Here is a 15,941-nt window from a genome sequence, read left to right as displayed (position 1 = left end):
TCATGTCCAGTACAGCACCTCAAGAACAGGGCTTGATCGCGTTTTTTGCCCGCAACACGGTGGCTGCCAACCTGATGATGTGGTTTATCATCATTATGGGTTTGGTCAGCTATTTCACTATTCAGCGCCAGATGTTTCCCAACATCGAGATCAATTACATCAATATCAACGCCACTTACCGCGGCGCCTCACCTCAGGAAATTGAAGAAGGCATATTGATTAAAATTGAGGAATCCCTCAAGGATGTGACCGAGATTAAGCGCCTGGTTTCACGCGCATTCAGGAACAACGGCCGAATTACCCTGGAAATCCACACTAAGGAAGACATTACAGATGTGTTGGATAAGGTCAAATTACGCGTAGACAGTATCGCCACCTTCCCAGCCGGTATGGAACCTGTGACGGTATCGCAGCAGGAATTCCGTCAGGATGTGATTGAGATGGCCGTGGTGGGAGAGCTGCCGCTCAAAGACCTCAAAAGCATAGCCATTCAGATGGAACGGGAAATGCTGCAACTGGGCAATGTATCGCTGGTAAATCTGGATGCCCCGGATGACGAAATTGCCGTTGAAATTAAACCCGAGATGCTGCGCCGCTACAACCTGACCTTGGATGATGTAGCTGCCGCAATCCGCCGCTATTCAGCGAATATTTCTGCCGGTCAAATTCGCACTGAAACCGGCATCATCGCCGTACGGGTGGAAAACCAATACTACAACGGCGAAGAGTTTCGCAATATCCCGGTCAAAATAGGCGCAAGTGGTAACAAAGTACTGCTGCAGGATGTGGCCTTTATTCAGGATGAACTGGCCGAGGGCGAATACTACTTCAAGTACTCGGGTGAAAATGCCATCTTTATGTCGGTGAAAGCCACCAAAGACCAGAATATGGTGCCGGTTGCCAAGTCAGTGAAAGACTTTATCGAACACCGTAACCAAACCCTTCCCCATGGCGTAGAAATGAAGGTACTGGTGGATATGACCTACTACCTGAATGCCCGCCTGGACATGATGCTGAATAACCTCTGGCAAGGGGCAATTCTGGTGGCAATAATGCTGACTATCTTCCTGCGCTTCCGTTTAGCGTTCTGGGTAATGGTGGGTCTGCCGGTCTGTTTCCTGGGTGCCATGATGATGATGCCGGTATTTGGCATCACCATTAATATCCTGTCGCTATTCGCCTTTATCATGGTACTGGGGATAGTGGTGGACGACGCTATAGTCATAGGGGAAAGCGCCTACACCGAAATAGAAAGTAAGGGGCCGGGGGTCGAAAATGTTATCCGCGGCGCTAAACGGGTTGCTACTCCTGCAACCTTCGGGGTATTGACCACTATTGCAGTATTTGCGCCCTTTGTGTTCAGTAAAGGGCCGGAAGGTACCTTCTTTGTCATCATCGCCACTATGGTGATCTTGTGCCTAAGTTTCAGCTTGATCGAGTCGAAGCTGATCCTGCCGGCGCATATTGCCCATATCAATTTTAAACCTATTAAAAAGGGTAGCTGGCGTGACCGCTTCAACACACGCTTCTTTGGTTTTGTTAACGGTACTTATAAGAACTTTGTTGCCCGCTGTGTGGAATGGCGCTGGCTGACCTTCTTCTCCTTTATTGCCGTGCTGATGATCAGTTTTGCGCTTATATCAGCCAATCATGTGCGTATGGTTCCTACCCCCAAAGTACCGCATGACTTCCCAGCGATTAAGATTGAAATGAACGAGACCGTTTCGGATGAAGCCACTATTGACGCGCTGAAGATTGTCGAAGCCGCCATCTGGCAGGTGGAGAAAGAAATCACCGCTGAGTATGGTTCCGGCATGGTTAAAGACCTGCTGGCCTTCAACCAAGGCCGCACCGAGGCACGTATTGTCGTGCCACTGGTAGATGAAGCGGATCGTCATTTCACGGCCTTTGAGCTGGCACGCCGCTGGCGTGAGAAGATCCCTGAAATTCCCGGTATGAAGTCCTTTACCATTCAGGACGACGTAAATGGCGGACGAGATGACGGCGAGTTCGGTTACCTGTTGTTTGGTTCAGATATCAAAACCCTCAACGAGGCTGGCCGCTATTTCATCAGCAAGTTGCAGGAGCAGGAAGGCCTGTTTGACGTCAGTTCCACCATAGACCCGGCCAGCAAAGAAGTACAAATACAACTACTGCCCGTGGCCTACGACCTGGGCCTGAACCTGACCAGCATAGCCAATCAGATTGGCGACAGCTTCTATGGTAGCGAGGCTCAGCGGGTTATTCGCGGCACCGAAGAAGTGCGGGTTATGGTGCGTTATCCCAAGTTGTCCCGCGAGCAATTTGCCGAACTTAAATACGCCATCATTCAAACGCCGTCCGGCAAGGAAGTCATGCTGGGTGATGTGGTTGCGCTGGTTGAACAGCCGGGTATCAGTTATATCCGCCGTGAAGGGGGTTATCGCAGCGTCTATGTCTGGGGCAATATTGACGAAGAGAAAGTCGAGCCCAATGCGGTGGTCAAAACTATTGAAGAGACCTTACTGCCCGATATGCAAGCCACCTTCCCGTCAGTGAAAACTGAACTGGGCGGCGGCATAGCCGAGCAACAGGCCCAGCAAAATGAACAGGTTATGTTCTTTATTGCTGGCATGATCATCGTCTACATCCTGTTGGCCGTACCGCTGAAAAGTTACGGACAGCCGATTATTATCATGTCGGTTATCCCATTCAGCCTGACCGGCGCTATCTGGGGACACTTCCTGTTCGGACTGGATCTGAGCATGATGTCCACCTTCGGCCTGATTGCGGCGGCAGGGGTAGTGATCAACGACAGTCTGGTCATGACAGACTATGTCAACCAGCGCCGTGCCGAAGGCATTCGCATCAAAGATGCGGTACTGGAAGCCGGCTGCGCCAGATTCCGGGCCATTACCCTCACTTCCATCACGACCTTCGCCGGTGTACTGCCAATTATGTTTGAGACCAGTCTGCAGGCCAGGTTTGTTATTCCGATGGCAGTAGCACTGGGCTTCGCGGTGATGTACGCCACCTTAGTGACGCTGTTGTTAGTACCCTGTTTGTACATGATTCTGGAAGATATGCGCAAACCTTTCAGGTACGTGCGACAAAAGCTGTCTCGTAAGCCAGCGCCTCAGCAAGGCAATGACCTGGAAGGGTCACATTACTGATTAAGTTAGAATTTAAAAAGAGCCCGCCCGGGCTCTTTTTTATTGACGCTTGTCGCCCAGCGTAGCAGCAATCAAGGCTTTAACTGGCGCAGCCTAAGGCGCACAGCATACATCAATCTGCAGTATTTTATTGCCTGGTGGCCAGACACCATGTTCTGCTTTAGGCACATAACGCACTCTTACCTGGCTACTACTGCCAACTTTGGCGATCACTTGATTATCTGGCACTATCCATTGCTTATAATTGCCGCCTTTGAAGCTTAGCTCTCCAACCGTAAAGCTGGCGTTTCTGGGATCCAGGTTGATGCTTCCTGGCTTACCAACTACTTCATGAAACGCCTTACTTTCTAATTCGTGCTTATCGGAGATAAAAAAATAAATACTCAGCAGGTTAACGCCAACACCAATAGCAACAAAAACCTTACCGATTAAGGCAGCAACCTTATTTATCTTCGAGGCTATACGGGCCAAGAAGACAACAAGTACAAGCCAGGGAATCGAAAAAGCCAAACTGCTCAAAAGCAATCTGATATCAGCAACGTTAAATACAACTTCCCACATGGTTACTTCACATAACTCCTGAAAACTAACTGACTTTACTGCTTGAGGTTACGTAACTTGCCAGTTCCGCGGTTAGCCCGCTTATACTTTTCCTGATACTCACGCCTTTGCTTTGTAATCTCGTAGAGAACTATTCCGGTTGTCGTACCTAGATTTAAACTCTCGATCATTCCAAACATTGGAATTGATACACAAAATTCGCTAGCAGCCACCGCCTCATCACTAATACCTCTTGACTCGTTGCCAAACCAAACCGCAAGTCTTGGCATTGTATAGTCAGCCTTATGAAGAACCTCGTTTCTTTTACCTTTAACATGAGGGGAGGTAACTACAGACGTAAATCTGTTCTTTTCCAAGTGTGATAAACAGGCTTGCGTGCTATCAAACCGCTTTACGAAGCTCCACTTTATAGCTGAAACCGATGTTTTGCTTAGTGACTTTCGTTCTCTCATTTCATCCCAGTAATCTGGAAGGGACTTCCGACTGTCTACGATATAGGTTTTCTCAACACCTAAGGCGTTTACGTTTCTAATCACCGTACCTATATTTTTAATATCCATAGGATTTTCCAGAACGGCTATGAGGTTCTTACAACGGTAGGGCTTGATTTCATCTGCTCGCTGCCTAGCCAGGCTTTTGTTATTTTCCACTAGGTTCTCTGCCATTGTTCGTCCCGCCATAGATTTCGATGAATAAACGCCATCATTTAACAAGAAGCTTGCTCGTACTTTTTATCCTCAACAAGTAAAAGGCGCTACCCGACATTTAGCCAATCAAACAGAAGAGCAACGGATTATTTATGATTAAATAACCAAACTGCTTAGGCAGAAAATATGCTGCTCTGTCATCATAATCCTCGCCGCAGTGCCTCGCATCAGTAATACCTAAAAATAAAAAAGCGCCAATAATTGGCGCTTTTCTTAAGATAACCGTGGCAATCAGGCTTTTTGCACAACCTGCTCAATACGACCAAAAATAGACTGGCCGTTGTTATCCAGCATTTCAATCTGAATACTGTCACCAAAGTCCATAAAGGGCGTACTGGGCTTGCCTTGCTGAATAGTTTCAATCATACGGATTTCGGCAATACAGCTATAGCCTACACCACCTTCCTTGACTGGTTTGCCTGGGCCATCGTTAAGCTTATTGGATACCGTGCCTGAGCCGATGATAGTGCCAGCCACCAGTGGGCGGGTTTTGGCTGCATGAGCAATCAACTGACCGAAGTGGAAGGTCATATCCACACCGGCATTGGGCTTACCAAACAGCTCGCCGTTTAGATGCGACAGCAGCGGCAGATGCAGTTTACCGGCCTGCCAGGCTTCGCCCAGTTCATCCAACGTTACGCAAACCGGGCTGAAGGCACTGGAAGGTTTGGACTGATAAAAACCAAAACCTTTGGCCAGCTCGGCCGGGATCAGGCCACGCAGTGACACATCGTTGACCAGCATTACCAGGCGAATATAAGACAGCGCCTGCTCAGGCGATACGCCCATGGGCACATCATCAACAATCACCGCGATTTCAGCTTCAAAGTCGATACCAAAGCCTTCGCTTTGCGGCATCACTACCGGTGCGCGCGGGGCCAGGAAGGTATCCGAACCGCCCTGGTACATCAGCGGGTCGGTCCAGAAGGTCTCGGGCATCTCTGCGTTACGGGCCTTACGTACCAGCTCTACATGGTTCACATAAGCGCTGCCGTCAGCCCAGTGATAAGCGCGCGGCAGGGGCGAGGCGCAGTCGGCCTGATTAAAAGGTTCGGCACTGATGCTGCCGCTTTCCAGGGCCTCATAGCGTGCTTGTAAGGCCCCATGCAGATCGCGCCAATTATCCAGGGCAAATTGCAAGGTAGGGGCAATATCACTGACCGACACCATACGGGTCAGATCACGACTGACCAATACTAATTTTCCGTCACGACCGGCGTTCAGACTGGCCAGCTTCATGCGTTATCTCCGGGAAATTCACCTTCGCCGTGCAGCCAGGCCGCATGCTTGGGGGCCTTTTTAGTTTGTGCCCATTCCTCCAGCATGGCCGGGGCCACACGCTTTAGCTCTTCCAGCATACCGGGCTTAGCGGTATTGGCCGCCAGCTCAATGCGGTGACCGTTGGGGTCAAAGAAGTAAATGGACTTGAAGATGGTATGCTCGGTGGGACCAAGCACCTTCAAACCGGCATTCTCCAGACGCTCCTTAGCGGCCAGCAGTTCATCCATGGATGCCACTTCAAAGGCAATATGCTGCACCCAGGCCGGGGTATTCTGGTCGCGGTCCATGTCCGGCGAGTTAGGCAGTTCAAAAAACGCCAGTACATTGCCCTGCCCGGCATCCAAAAACACATGCATGTATGGGTCCGGCGCTTTAGTCGAAGGTACTTCGTTTTCGGCGATGGCCAGCAAAAATTCCATATCCAGCAGATCGCGGTAAAACTCCACGGTTTGCTTGGCGTCTTTGCAGCGGTATGCCACATGATGAATACGTTGAATGTTCATGATCAATCCTTATGCCGGTTATTTACCCTGACCAACCACACCACGGGCAACCTGGTCGCGCTCAATAGACTCGAACAGCGCCTTAAAGTTGCCTTCGCCGAATCCTTCGTCTTCCTTACGCTGAATAAACTCGAAGAAGACCGGACCAAGCACGGTTTCTGAGAAGATTTGCAGCAACAAGCGCGGCTGACCGCCTTCGGTGGTGCCATCCAGCAAAATACCACGAGCTTGCAGTTGATCTACCGGCTCACCGTGCCCAGGCAGACGCTCTTCCAACATTTGATAATAAGTAGCAGGCGGCGCCGTCATAAACTTCACGCCTTGCTTTTTGAGCTTATCCCAACAAGCCAGCAAATCATCACAAGCAAAAGCAATGTGCTGAATGCCTTCACCGTTGTACTTCATCAGGAATTCTTCGATCTGGCCACCAGCACTGGCTTCTTCATTCAGAGGAATGCGGATTTTGCCGTCAGGTGCGGTCATGGCCTTAGACAACAAACCGGTGTATTCACCCTTAATGTCGAAGTAGCGAATCTCACGGAAGTTGAACAGATTGGTATAGTAATCTGCCCAGTACTGCATACGGCCGCGATACACGTTGTGAGTGAGGTGATCCAGCGTATGGAAGCCACAACCTTCAGGATGACGGTCCACACCCTCAATCCAGTTAAAGTCGATATCGTAAATGGTCTGGCCTTCCTGATAACGGTCAATCAGATATAAGGTGGCACCGCCTATGCCTTTGATGGCAGGCAAACGCAGTTCCATGGCTCCGGTTTGGATTTCAACCGGCTGCGCACCTTTTTTCAGTGCGGCGGCATAGGCCATTTGCGCATCTTTGACGCGAAACGCCATACCGCAGGCAGACGGGCCATGCTCGATGGCATAGTAGTGGGCGTGGCTCTTAGGCTCGTAGTTAGTGATAAAGTTAATATCACCCTGGCGCCACAGTTCCACGTCTTTGGATTTGTGTCTTGCCACCTTAGTGAAGCCCATGGCTTCGAATACCGGTTCCAGCACACCTTTTTCTGGCGCGGTGAACTCGACAAATTCAAAGCCGTCCAGGCCCATTGGGTTTTCAAACAAATCCGCCATCTCAATCCCCTTATTTACACTTTGCTGCTTTTTGGGCAACCTCTTAGGTTGTTACCCAATAGTATTGTTTCAGTTGAAAGCATATTAGTTTCAAATGAAACCACTGACAATGGCGGAGCCCGAACTTGCCCTGTAAACCAAACTCTCCACTGCTGTTGCAGCGCTTCCTGCCGTATCGGCTGACTACTTTGTCGAACAAAATCTCTCAGGCATTGGCTGCCCAGTACAGCCAGCGCTTTGACCTGAGCATTCCTGAATGGCGCATTCTGGCTGTACTTGGCGAAGGCACAGCACTGTCTGCCGCCGAAATAGTTCAGCGTACCGCCATGGACAAAGTGGCCGTTTCCCGCGCCGTAAAAAAACTGCTGGAAAAACAGCGACTGGAAAAAAATCAGGACAGCAGTGACAACCGCCGCTTCTCCTTATCCCTGTCTGAATCCGGTCAAACGCTGTACGAGGAAGTGGTGCCTATCGCCCTTGAGTATGAAAGACGTCTGATTGCCGAACTCAGCCATGATGAAATTGAAAACATGGATAAGCTGTTCAATCATCTGGACAACGTGATCCTAAAGTAAGTCCCTAATTACATAAGCCCGAAACAGTATAAGGATGCCCCGTGAACAAATTCTGGTCTTTGCTTCTAACCCGCTTTACCTGGCTCACGTTGTTAATCGCCAGTGCCCTATCAGCCAATGCACAACCAGCCAATCCGCACGTGCTGCTGGAAACCCCGATGGGCAATATTCAGGTGGAGCTTTATCTGGATAAAGCGCCCCTGTCGGCGGGGGATTTTCTGGCCTACGTACAACAAGGGTTATTCGACAATCAGCTTGGCTTTCATCGCGTGGTCAGGCCTGATAATGACCACGGCACACCGGTTATCTCGGTGATCCAGGCCGGGTTAAAAGACGGCGCGCAGCGCAGAGCCCCGATTGCCCATGAAACCACCGAGCAAACTGGTCTGAAGCATCTGGATGGCACCTTATCCATTGCCCGGGCACAGCCTGGCACCGGCGGTGGCAGTGATTTTTTTATCTGCGTGGGTGACCAGCCGGCCCTGGATTTTGGCGCCAAACGAAACCCAGATGGTCAAGGCTTTGCCGCCTTTGGGCGGGTGGTGAGCGGTATGGAGGTGGTGCGTAAAATCAATGCTCTACAAGGCGTTAGCACAGGCCAGGATGATTATGTAGACGGGCAGATCCTGGCCGAACCCGTTGCCGTTACCCGGGCGACTCTGCTCTCTTCTCAGGCGCAATAAGTCAGAAGGTCCGGATATGCCGCAGCGCTTATCCGGACTCCCCTTCGCAGTCCTTAGCCACCTAACGTCCACACCCTAGCGTGTTCTCCAGCACTAATTCAGCCAGCCTATTGCCACAATCAATTTTACTCATCCACTAGATATGGTTAGTCGCGTATTCCTATCTATAGTTAAGCGGGAATTAACATCCTGATAACAAAAGGAACACCCTATGCTGAAGCAATCCCTCCCTCTGGTATCCGCGGTAGCCTTAGCTGTTTCACTCACTATCTCATCGGCCCAGGTAGCGGCTGATGGCATGGCCAAGTCCAATCAATTCTGGTGGCCGGAAAAACTCGATCTGGCACCGCTCAGGCAACACGCCGGTGAATCCAATCCGCTGGGCGATAACTTCAACTATGTCGAGGCTTTCAACAAACTGAACCTGCAGGCGGTAAAAGCCGACATTCAGGCCCTGATGACCCAATCCCAGGATTGGTGGCCAGCGGATTATGGTCACTACGGGCCGTTTTTTATCCGCATGGCCTGGCACAGTGCTGGCACCTACCGAGTGGCCGATGGTCGCGGCGGGGCCGGTGGCGGCCAGCAACGCTTTGAGCCGTTAAATTCCTGGCCGGACAATGTCAGTCTGGACAAAGCCAGACGCCTGCTGTGGCCCATCAAACAAAAATATGGCCGCAGTATTTCCTGGGCCGACTTGATGGTGCTGACCGGCAACGTGGCTTTGGAGTCTATGGGCTTTAAAACCTTTGGCTTTGCCGGTGGCCGTGAAGACGACTGGGAAGCCGATATCGTTTACTGGGGACCGGAGCAAAAGTGGCTGGATGACAAGCGCTACCAAGGCGACCGTCAGTTAGAAAAGCCCCTGGCAGCGGTGCAAATGGGCCTGATTTATGTCAATCCTGAAGGCCCCAACGGTAATCCGGACCCGCTGCTGGCAGCCAAAGACATCCGCGAAACCTTCGGTCGCATGGCCATGAATGACGAAGAAACCGTGGCCCTGATTGCCGGCGGCCACACCTTTGGTAAAGCCCACGGAGCGCATAAACCAGAAGAGTGCCTTGACGCAGAACCCGCCGGTGCGGGCTTAGAAGAGCAAGGCTTCGGCTGGAAAAACAAATGCGGTAAAGGCAATGCCGAAGACACCATCACCAGCGGTCTGGAAGGCGCCTGGTCGGCCAACCCCATCGCCTGGACCAGCCAGTATCTGGATAACCTGTTTGCCTTTGAATGGGTAAAAAGCAAGAGCCCGGCCGGTGCCATCCAGTGGATCCCTAAAGATGGTCAGGGTCAGGGGCTAGTACCGGACGCCCATGACAAATCCAAACGCCACGCACCGATTATGTTTACCACGGATCTTGCCCTGAAATTTGACCCGGCCTATCGCAAAATTGCCGAGCGTTTTCATAAAAACCCGGCCGAATATCAGCTAGCCTTTGCCAAGGCCTGGTTCAAGCTCACCCACAGGGATATGGGGCCAAAGGCCCGCTATCTGGGCAATGAAGTGCCAGCAGAAATGCTAATCTGGCAAGACCCACTACCCAGCGCTGACTATGGAATGATTGACGACAGTGATGTCGCCAAACTCAAGACAGATATTCTGAAAACCAAGCTCAGTGTTGCCGATCTGGTCAAAACCGCCTGGGCGGCTGCCTCGTCATTCCGCGGTACCGACCTGCGCGGTGGAGCCAACGGCGGTCGCTTACAGTTGGCACCGCAAAAAGACTGGGCGGTAAACGACCCCAAAGAACTGGCCAAGGTACTGAAAAAGCTCGAAGGCGTGCAAAAGGACTTCAATCGCAAGCATAAAGGCGGCAAACAAGTGTCCATGGCCGACTTGATCGTACTGGGCGGAGCCGCCGCCATCGAACAGGCTGCCAAGCAAGGCGGCGTTGAAATTAGCGTGCCCTTCAAACCCGGCCGGGTAGATGCCAGCCAAGCCCAGACCGACGCGGCCTCTTTTGCCGTACTGGAACCCAAGGCCGATGCGTTTAGAAACTACTACAGCGCGGACAATCGTCTGCCACCAACCGAAAGCTTAGTAGACAAGGCCAGCATGCTGAATCTGAGCGTACCGGAAATGACCGTGCTAGTAGGTGGCATGCGGGTGCTGGGGGCCAATAGCGGTAAGAGTAAGCACGGCGTATTTACTGATAAGCCCGGGGTTTTGACTAACGACTTTTTTGTCAACCTGTTGGATATGTCCACGCAGTGGGCCAAGTCAGACAAAATGGCGGGTGTGTACCAAGGTTCGGATCGTAAAACCGGCAAGGCCCGTTGGACCGCCACCCCGGTTGACCTGATTTTCGGCTCCCACTCCGAGCTAAGAGCGGTGGCCGAAGTCTACGCCAGCGACGATGCCAAACAGCAGTTTGTGCAGGATTTTGTCGCTGCCTGGGCAAAAGTCATGACACTGGACCGCTTTGATAGCCTCTAATTTGAGCCTTTAACCTCAAGGCGGCCTGTGCGCCGCCTTTTTATCGCCGCTGTGGTTTATTCCCTATTCACCATAGCGCTGCCGAAATGCTGTCACAAAGGCCTGCAACTTAACAGATTGCGCCAATTTACCGTGATACACCGCATGCAGGCTCTGATGCCCCCAATTTGTCTGCGCCGCCACCTTAACCAACTTGCCATTCGCCAGCTCATCCGCCACTTGATATTCAAACAAGCGCGCCACCCCTCTACCAGCCAAACACAAGGTTTTCAGGCTGGCATAGCTGTTCACTCTGATACGGCTTTGGGTTGTCACCGTGCCAGCCTCATCACCATTCTCATAGTCCCAGGCATCTAAAATGCCTTGATGGTAAAAATGCAGACAGGCATGCTCGGCCAGCTGCGCTGGGGTGTTGGGCATTCCAGCCTGCTGCAGATAAACCGGGGATGCCACCACCAGGCGCCTGACATTCAGCAACGGCTGACTGGTCAGGCTGGAGTCTTCCAGTTGCCGGCTACTGCGAATAGCCATATCCACACTCTGGGAAGGCAGCCTGACCAGCTCGTTAGTGCAGAGCAGGTTTATCTGTAACTGCGGATACCGGATGGAAAAGTCCACCAGCAATGGCGTAATCAGTTGCTCCCCCACTGCCGGCGTAGCGGTGATATTCAATGCGCCACTAAGTTGCTGATTCTGACCGCGCACTCTGTCCAGTAATTCTCCCAGTGACAGCAAATGCGTCATGCCTTCCTGGTACAGCAGCGTACCGGCGTCGGTCAGCTGTAACGCCCGGGTAGAGCGATGCAGCAGACGGTTACCCAACAGGCTTTCCAAACGCGCCAGCGCCTTGCTGATGGCTGGCGCTTGTACATCCAAACGCTCGGCCGCCGATGCCAGGCTACCGGCTTCCACCACAGTGCAGAACACCTTAAGTAAATAGGTAATATCTTTATCCATTCATTCCCACCAGGAAACATTCACTTTCCGATTGGCATCTTAAACGGAAACTCAAACCACAGCACAATGAAGTTTCACTAACCGGAGATCCTAAGATGTGTTTTACCAAGACAAATATGCAAACCCTGGCGGCATTGCTGATCATATTAATGGCGTTAATAGCCACACCGCTGCACGCTGGCATAGTGGATGCCAGTCGTACCGGCTTTGTGTCATTACAACTACCGGATAACTGGTATATGGGCGAGGTGGCCGGCCTGGAATTCCTGCCATCCGGTGATTTGGTGGTGTTTAATCGCGGCCTGCATCCTTTGCTGATTTTCAGCAAACAAGGCCAGTTCAAGCGTGAAATCGGCCAGGGGCTGTTTCGTGTTCCCCATGGTCTGTTTGTCGACTCTCAGGGGGCCATCTGGACCACAGATCAGGAAACCCATCAGGTACTAAAGATGGATCAGCAAGGCCAGATCCTGCTGATCCTGGGCCGCAGGGACAGCCCCGGCAGCGGCTGGTTTGATAACGGTTACCAATTGAATCTGCTCAATGCGCCAAGTGATGTGGCACTGGACAGCCAGGGCAATATCTATGTAGCCGACGGCGGTAACTTTCGTATCGTCAAGTTCTCCCCAGAGGGTAATCTGCTTTCCAGTTGGGGCAGCAAAGGTGAGGCTACGGGGCAGTTTAACTTCCCGCATTCGCTGCTGTTTGATGAACAAGATCAACTGTATGTCACCGACAGGCAGAATGGCCGCATCCAGATTTTCACCACCGACGGTCAGTTTATTAAACAGTGGCAGGATATTGGCTACCCCTACGAACTTGAACGTTTTGATGCCAACACCCTAATTTTAACCGACGCCAGAAGCGGCGAGATCAATAAAATTGGGCCGAACGGTCAGGTCTTGGAGCGCTTTGGCCGTTGGGGCAAGGGGACATCGGAGTTTGGTTTTCCCCACGGTCTGGCGGTGGATAAACAGGGTGTGGTGTATGTGGGTGAGTTACTTAACTGGCGAATCCAAACTTTTAAGTAACCGGCCATCGATGTTACACAAGTCAAATGGGTAGCAGACACTCGATTCCTAAAGCCTCTGCTACCCGACCAGAATCCTAAGCAAATGCTCAAACCATGGATTCTGGCCCGGCCAGGGAGTCCAGAATGGCGCAGTCCGGGTTACTGTTACCGCAGCACTGATTAGCCAGCTTTTCCAGCACCCCATGGATCTGCTGTAATTCGGCAATCTTCTGCGCCACATCCTGCAGGTGCTTTTCAGCAATGTGCTTCACTTCCCGGCTTTCCCTGCCTGGGTCGCGCCATAAATTCAGCAGGGAGTGGATTTCTTCGAGCGAGAACCCCAACTGCCGACCACGGCGGATAAAGTTTAACTGACGCAGTTGCTGTGTATTGTACAATCGGTACCCCGCCTCGGTACGAGGGGTTTTGTCCAGCAGGCCGGACTGCTCATAATGGCGGATCATTTTAGCCGACAGGCCACTGGCCTTTGCCGCTTCACCTATGGTCAGTAACTTAGTCATGTTTGTTTTCCCTCCAACGCTGCAACAACAAGGCGTTGCTGACCACCAACAAACTACTGCTGGCCATCGCGGCACCGGCAATAATAGGGTTAAGGTACCCTAGTGCCGCCGCCGGAATGCCAATCACATTGAAAATAAAGGCCCAAAACAGGTTCTGACGAATTTTTTGATAGGTCTTACGCGCCAGAACCAGGGCGGTCGCCACCAGGTTCGGCTCACCGCGCATTAAGGTCATGGCCGAGGCACTCACTGCCACCTCGGTGCCGGTCGCCATGGCCATGCCCAGATCGGCCTGAGCCAGAGCCGGTGCATCGTTGATACCATCCCCCACCATGGCCACTTTAAAACCCTGCTGTTGATAACGTTTTACCCAGGCCGCTTTGTCCGCCGGCAGCACTTCCGCTTCAACATTATCCAGCCCTAATTCAGTGGCAACCTGCTGCGCGCTGGCTTTACTGTCGCCGGTCAGCATCGCCACTTTCATACCCTGACGCTGCAAACGCTGCACCGCACTTTTGCTGCTGGCTTTGATTGTGTCAGAAAAACACAGCAGCCCCACGAGCTCAGCGCCGCCATCGTTAAGTACCGCCAGCCAGGAAATAGACGCCCCGGCCACCATGACCTTGTCCATAGGCAGCTCCAGTTTGTGCTCACGCATCCAGTGGCTACTACCCAGCAGCCAGGTCTGCCCCTGCATATCGCCGGTCACGCCTTTACCTGCCACCACTTTAAAGTTGTCTACCGCCAGGGTGCTGACATCCTGTTGCTGGGCTTTTTGCACCACGGCTTTGGCCAGTGGATGCTCACTGTTTTGTTGCAGCGAATACGCCAGTTGCAATAAATCCTGCTGACTATCGGTTAACGCCGTTAACTGACTGAGTTGCGGCTTGCCTTCAGTTAAGGTGCCGGTTTTATCAAACACCACTAAGTCTATGCGCTGGGCCTGTTCCAAGGCCCGTGCATCCTTAACCAGAATCCCCTGTTTGGCCGCCGTGCCAGTGCCAGCCATAATGGCTGCTGGAGTCGCTAAACCCAGGGCACAAGGGCAGGCAATCACCAACACTGCCACCGCGTTTAAGATGCCAGTCGTCCAGTCGCCAGCGCCCAGACCCCAGCCTAACAAGGCCAACAGCGCAATCAACAGCACCACGGGCACAAACACCGCACTGATGCGATCCACCAGGGCTTGTACCGGCGCCTTGGCACCCTGAGCCTGTTCGACCAGACGGATAATTTTGGCCAGGGTGGACTCAGCGCCGACTTTGGTGGCCACCAGCTCCAGCACCCCATCCAGATTCACCGAACCGCCAATGGCGTTATCGCCCACCTTTTTATGCAGCGGCACGCTCTCACCACTGATCATGGACTCATCCACCTGGCTGTCGCCGGATTGAATCTCACCATCCACCGGAATACGCTCACCGGGCAGCACCTTGACCTTGTCACCGCTTTTTAAACTGGCGGCCGCCACCTGCTGCCAACTACCATCGCGCCATAAACGCGCCTCGATGGGTTGCAGATTTTCCAAAGCTTTTAGCGCATCTGTGGTGCGTCTTTTGGCTCGGCGTTCCAGATATTTACCCAGCAGTACCAAGGTTAATACCGCGGCGCTGCTTTCAAAATACAGATGCGGCATGCCCTGCCCATCAAACACCGTCCACAAATACAACGACAAGCCATAGGCCGCCGAGGTACCAATGGCCACCAGCAGGTCCATATTGCCGCTGCCGGCTTTTATGGCCCGCCAGCCCGCAGAATAAAAACGCGCCCCAAAGTAAAACTGTACTGGCGTGGCTAGCAGCCATTGCCACAAGGGCGGCAGCATCCAATCGCTGCCAAACAGCATGCCGACCATGGGCAGCACCAGCGGCAGAGTTAACAAGCTTGCGCCTATTACCGGCCAACTATCGCGCTGGAAAAAACCCGGTTCGCTGGGTGCTTTGGCCTTGTCTGCGCTATCGGTATCCAGCAACTGATAGCCCGTCTGCTCAACCGCCGCAAACAATAGCGAGACATCCAAGCCTACCAGGTATTCAATGCTGACCTGTTCACTGGCCAGGTTGACCCTGGCATCGACTACGCCGGATACCGCTTTTAACGCCTTTTCCACCGTACCTGCACAGGACGCGCAGCTCATGCCCCCCACCCCAAACTGGCTTGTTTGGGTAGGCACTTTGTATCCGGCCGCACCTATGGCCGCGATCAAGGTAGCCGCATCAACATCGCCTTGCACTGTGGCGGTTTCGGCAGCCAGGTTAACCTGAGCTGTGGTTACGCCCTGCACTTGCAGCAAGGCTTTTTCAATACGTCCCACACAGGACGCACAGCCCATGCCGCTAATAGGTAACTGCACGCTATTTGCCATGTTTATCTCCAACATCAGCTTAGATAGCTTAAGGCTAAAGTTTAACCTTATGGGAAGGTCAAGGTTGTATTTTGAGAAATTGGCAGCAACCTAGG

Annotated in this window: 13 protein-coding genes; 5 read left to right on the top strand and 8 right to left on the bottom strand. The window is 52.3% G+C overall.

The genetic code is table 11. From position 1 onward, the window contains the following. The first annotated feature begins 2 nt into the window (after positions 1-2). The gene (locus KJY73_RS12680; protein ID WP_214344096.1) at positions 3-3,152 is read left to right on the top strand and encodes an efflux RND transporter permease subunit; all 3,150 of its coding nucleotides are present in this window, start codon (positions 3-5) and stop codon (positions 3,150-3,152) included. 93 nt (positions 3,153-3,245) lie between these two features. On the opposite strand, the gene KJY73_RS12675 is transcribed toward KJY73_RS12680, so the two are convergent. The 5 genes from KJY73_RS12675 to hppD all read right to left on the bottom strand — a co-directional run bounded on the left by KJY73_RS12675 (position 3,246) and on the right by hppD (position 7,299). Next, positions 3,246-3,713 carry a hypothetical protein gene (locus KJY73_RS12675; protein ID WP_214344095.1) on the bottom strand — a complete coding sequence of 156 codons (468 nt, stop codon included), beginning with the start codon at positions 3,711-3,713 and terminating at the stop codon, positions 3,246-3,248. A gap of 35 nt (positions 3,714-3,748) precedes the next feature. Then, positions 3,749-4,378 (bottom strand): TrmH family RNA methyltransferase, encoded by a 630-nt coding sequence (locus KJY73_RS12670; RefSeq protein WP_214344094.1) that lies wholly within the window; start codon positions 4,376-4,378, stop codon positions 3,749-3,751. Between the two features lie 273 nt (positions 4,379-4,651). Further along, positions 4,652-5,659, bottom strand: a complete 1,008-nt coding sequence (locus KJY73_RS12665) for a fumarylacetoacetate hydrolase family protein (protein WP_214344093.1) — start codon at positions 5,657-5,659, stop codon at positions 4,652-4,654. After that, positions 5,656-6,204 carry a VOC family protein gene (locus KJY73_RS12660; protein WP_214344092.1) on the bottom strand — a complete coding sequence of 183 codons (549 nt, stop codon included), beginning with the start codon at positions 6,202-6,204 and terminating at the stop codon, positions 5,656-5,658. Before KJY73_RS12660 ends, KJY73_RS12665 begins: the two co-directional genes overlap by 4 nt. An 18-nt stretch (positions 6,205-6,222) precedes the next feature. Then, complete coding sequence (gene hppD / locus KJY73_RS12655; RefSeq protein ID WP_214344091.1) at positions 6,223-7,299, bottom strand: 4-hydroxyphenylpyruvate dioxygenase; 1,077 nt, start codon at positions 7,297-7,299, stop codon at positions 6,223-6,225. A 125-nt stretch (positions 7,300-7,424) separates the two neighbouring features. Here hppD and KJY73_RS12650 point away from each other — a divergent pair, with 125 nt between their 5' ends. From KJY73_RS12650 to katG, 3 genes are all read left to right on the top strand, one after another. Then, positions 7,425-7,874, top strand: a complete 450-nt coding sequence (locus KJY73_RS12650) for a MarR family winged helix-turn-helix transcriptional regulator (RefSeq protein ID WP_214344090.1) — start codon at positions 7,425-7,427, stop codon at positions 7,872-7,874. 41 nt (positions 7,875-7,915) lie between these two features. Continuing rightward, positions 7,916-8,557: a peptidylprolyl isomerase gene (locus KJY73_RS12645; protein WP_332874200.1), complete on the top strand. Its 642-nt coding sequence runs from the start codon at positions 7,916-7,918 to the stop codon at positions 8,555-8,557. A 211-nt stretch (positions 8,558-8,768) separates the two neighbouring features. After that, a complete protein-coding gene (gene katG, locus KJY73_RS12640; protein ID WP_214344089.1) occupies positions 8,769-10,994 on the top strand; it encodes a catalase/peroxidase HPI in 2,226 nt (741 codons plus the stop codon). 63 nt (positions 10,995-11,057) lie between these two features. Here the strand turns inward: katG and KJY73_RS12635 are convergent, their stop codons facing one another. Continuing rightward, positions 11,058-11,951, bottom strand: a complete 894-nt coding sequence (locus KJY73_RS12635) for a LysR family transcriptional regulator (protein ID WP_214344088.1) — start codon at positions 11,949-11,951, stop codon at positions 11,058-11,060. Between the two features lie 95 nt (positions 11,952-12,046). On the opposite strand from KJY73_RS12635, the gene KJY73_RS12630 reads away from it, so the two are divergent. Next, positions 12,047-12,979: a peptidyl-alpha-hydroxyglycine alpha-amidating lyase family protein gene (locus KJY73_RS12630; protein ID WP_214344087.1), complete on the top strand. Its 933-nt coding sequence runs from the start codon at positions 12,047-12,049 to the stop codon at positions 12,977-12,979. Positions 12,980-13,067: 88 nt separating this feature from the next. Here the strand turns inward: KJY73_RS12630 and cueR are convergent, their stop codons facing one another. Beyond that, a complete protein-coding gene (gene cueR / locus KJY73_RS12625) occupies positions 13,068-13,481 on the bottom strand; it encodes a Cu(I)-responsive transcriptional regulator (protein ID WP_214344086.1) in 414 nt (137 codons plus the stop codon). Beyond that, positions 13,474-15,846: a heavy metal translocating P-type ATPase gene (locus KJY73_RS12620; protein WP_214344085.1), complete on the bottom strand. Its 2,373-nt coding sequence runs from the start codon at positions 15,844-15,846 to the stop codon at positions 13,474-13,476. The genes cueR and KJY73_RS12620 overlap by 8 nt, the downstream gene beginning before the upstream one ends. Positions 15,847-15,941 lie beyond the last annotated feature (95 nt).

The organism is Bowmanella yangjiangensis, assembly GCF_018531185.1.
In the GTDB taxonomy this organism is placed as follows: Bacteria; Pseudomonadota; Gammaproteobacteria; order Enterobacterales; family Alteromonadaceae; genus Bowmanella; species Bowmanella yangjiangensis.
The sequence above is the reverse complement of the archived record's forward strand: the minus strand, read 5'-3'. Positions and strand labels throughout refer to the sequence as shown.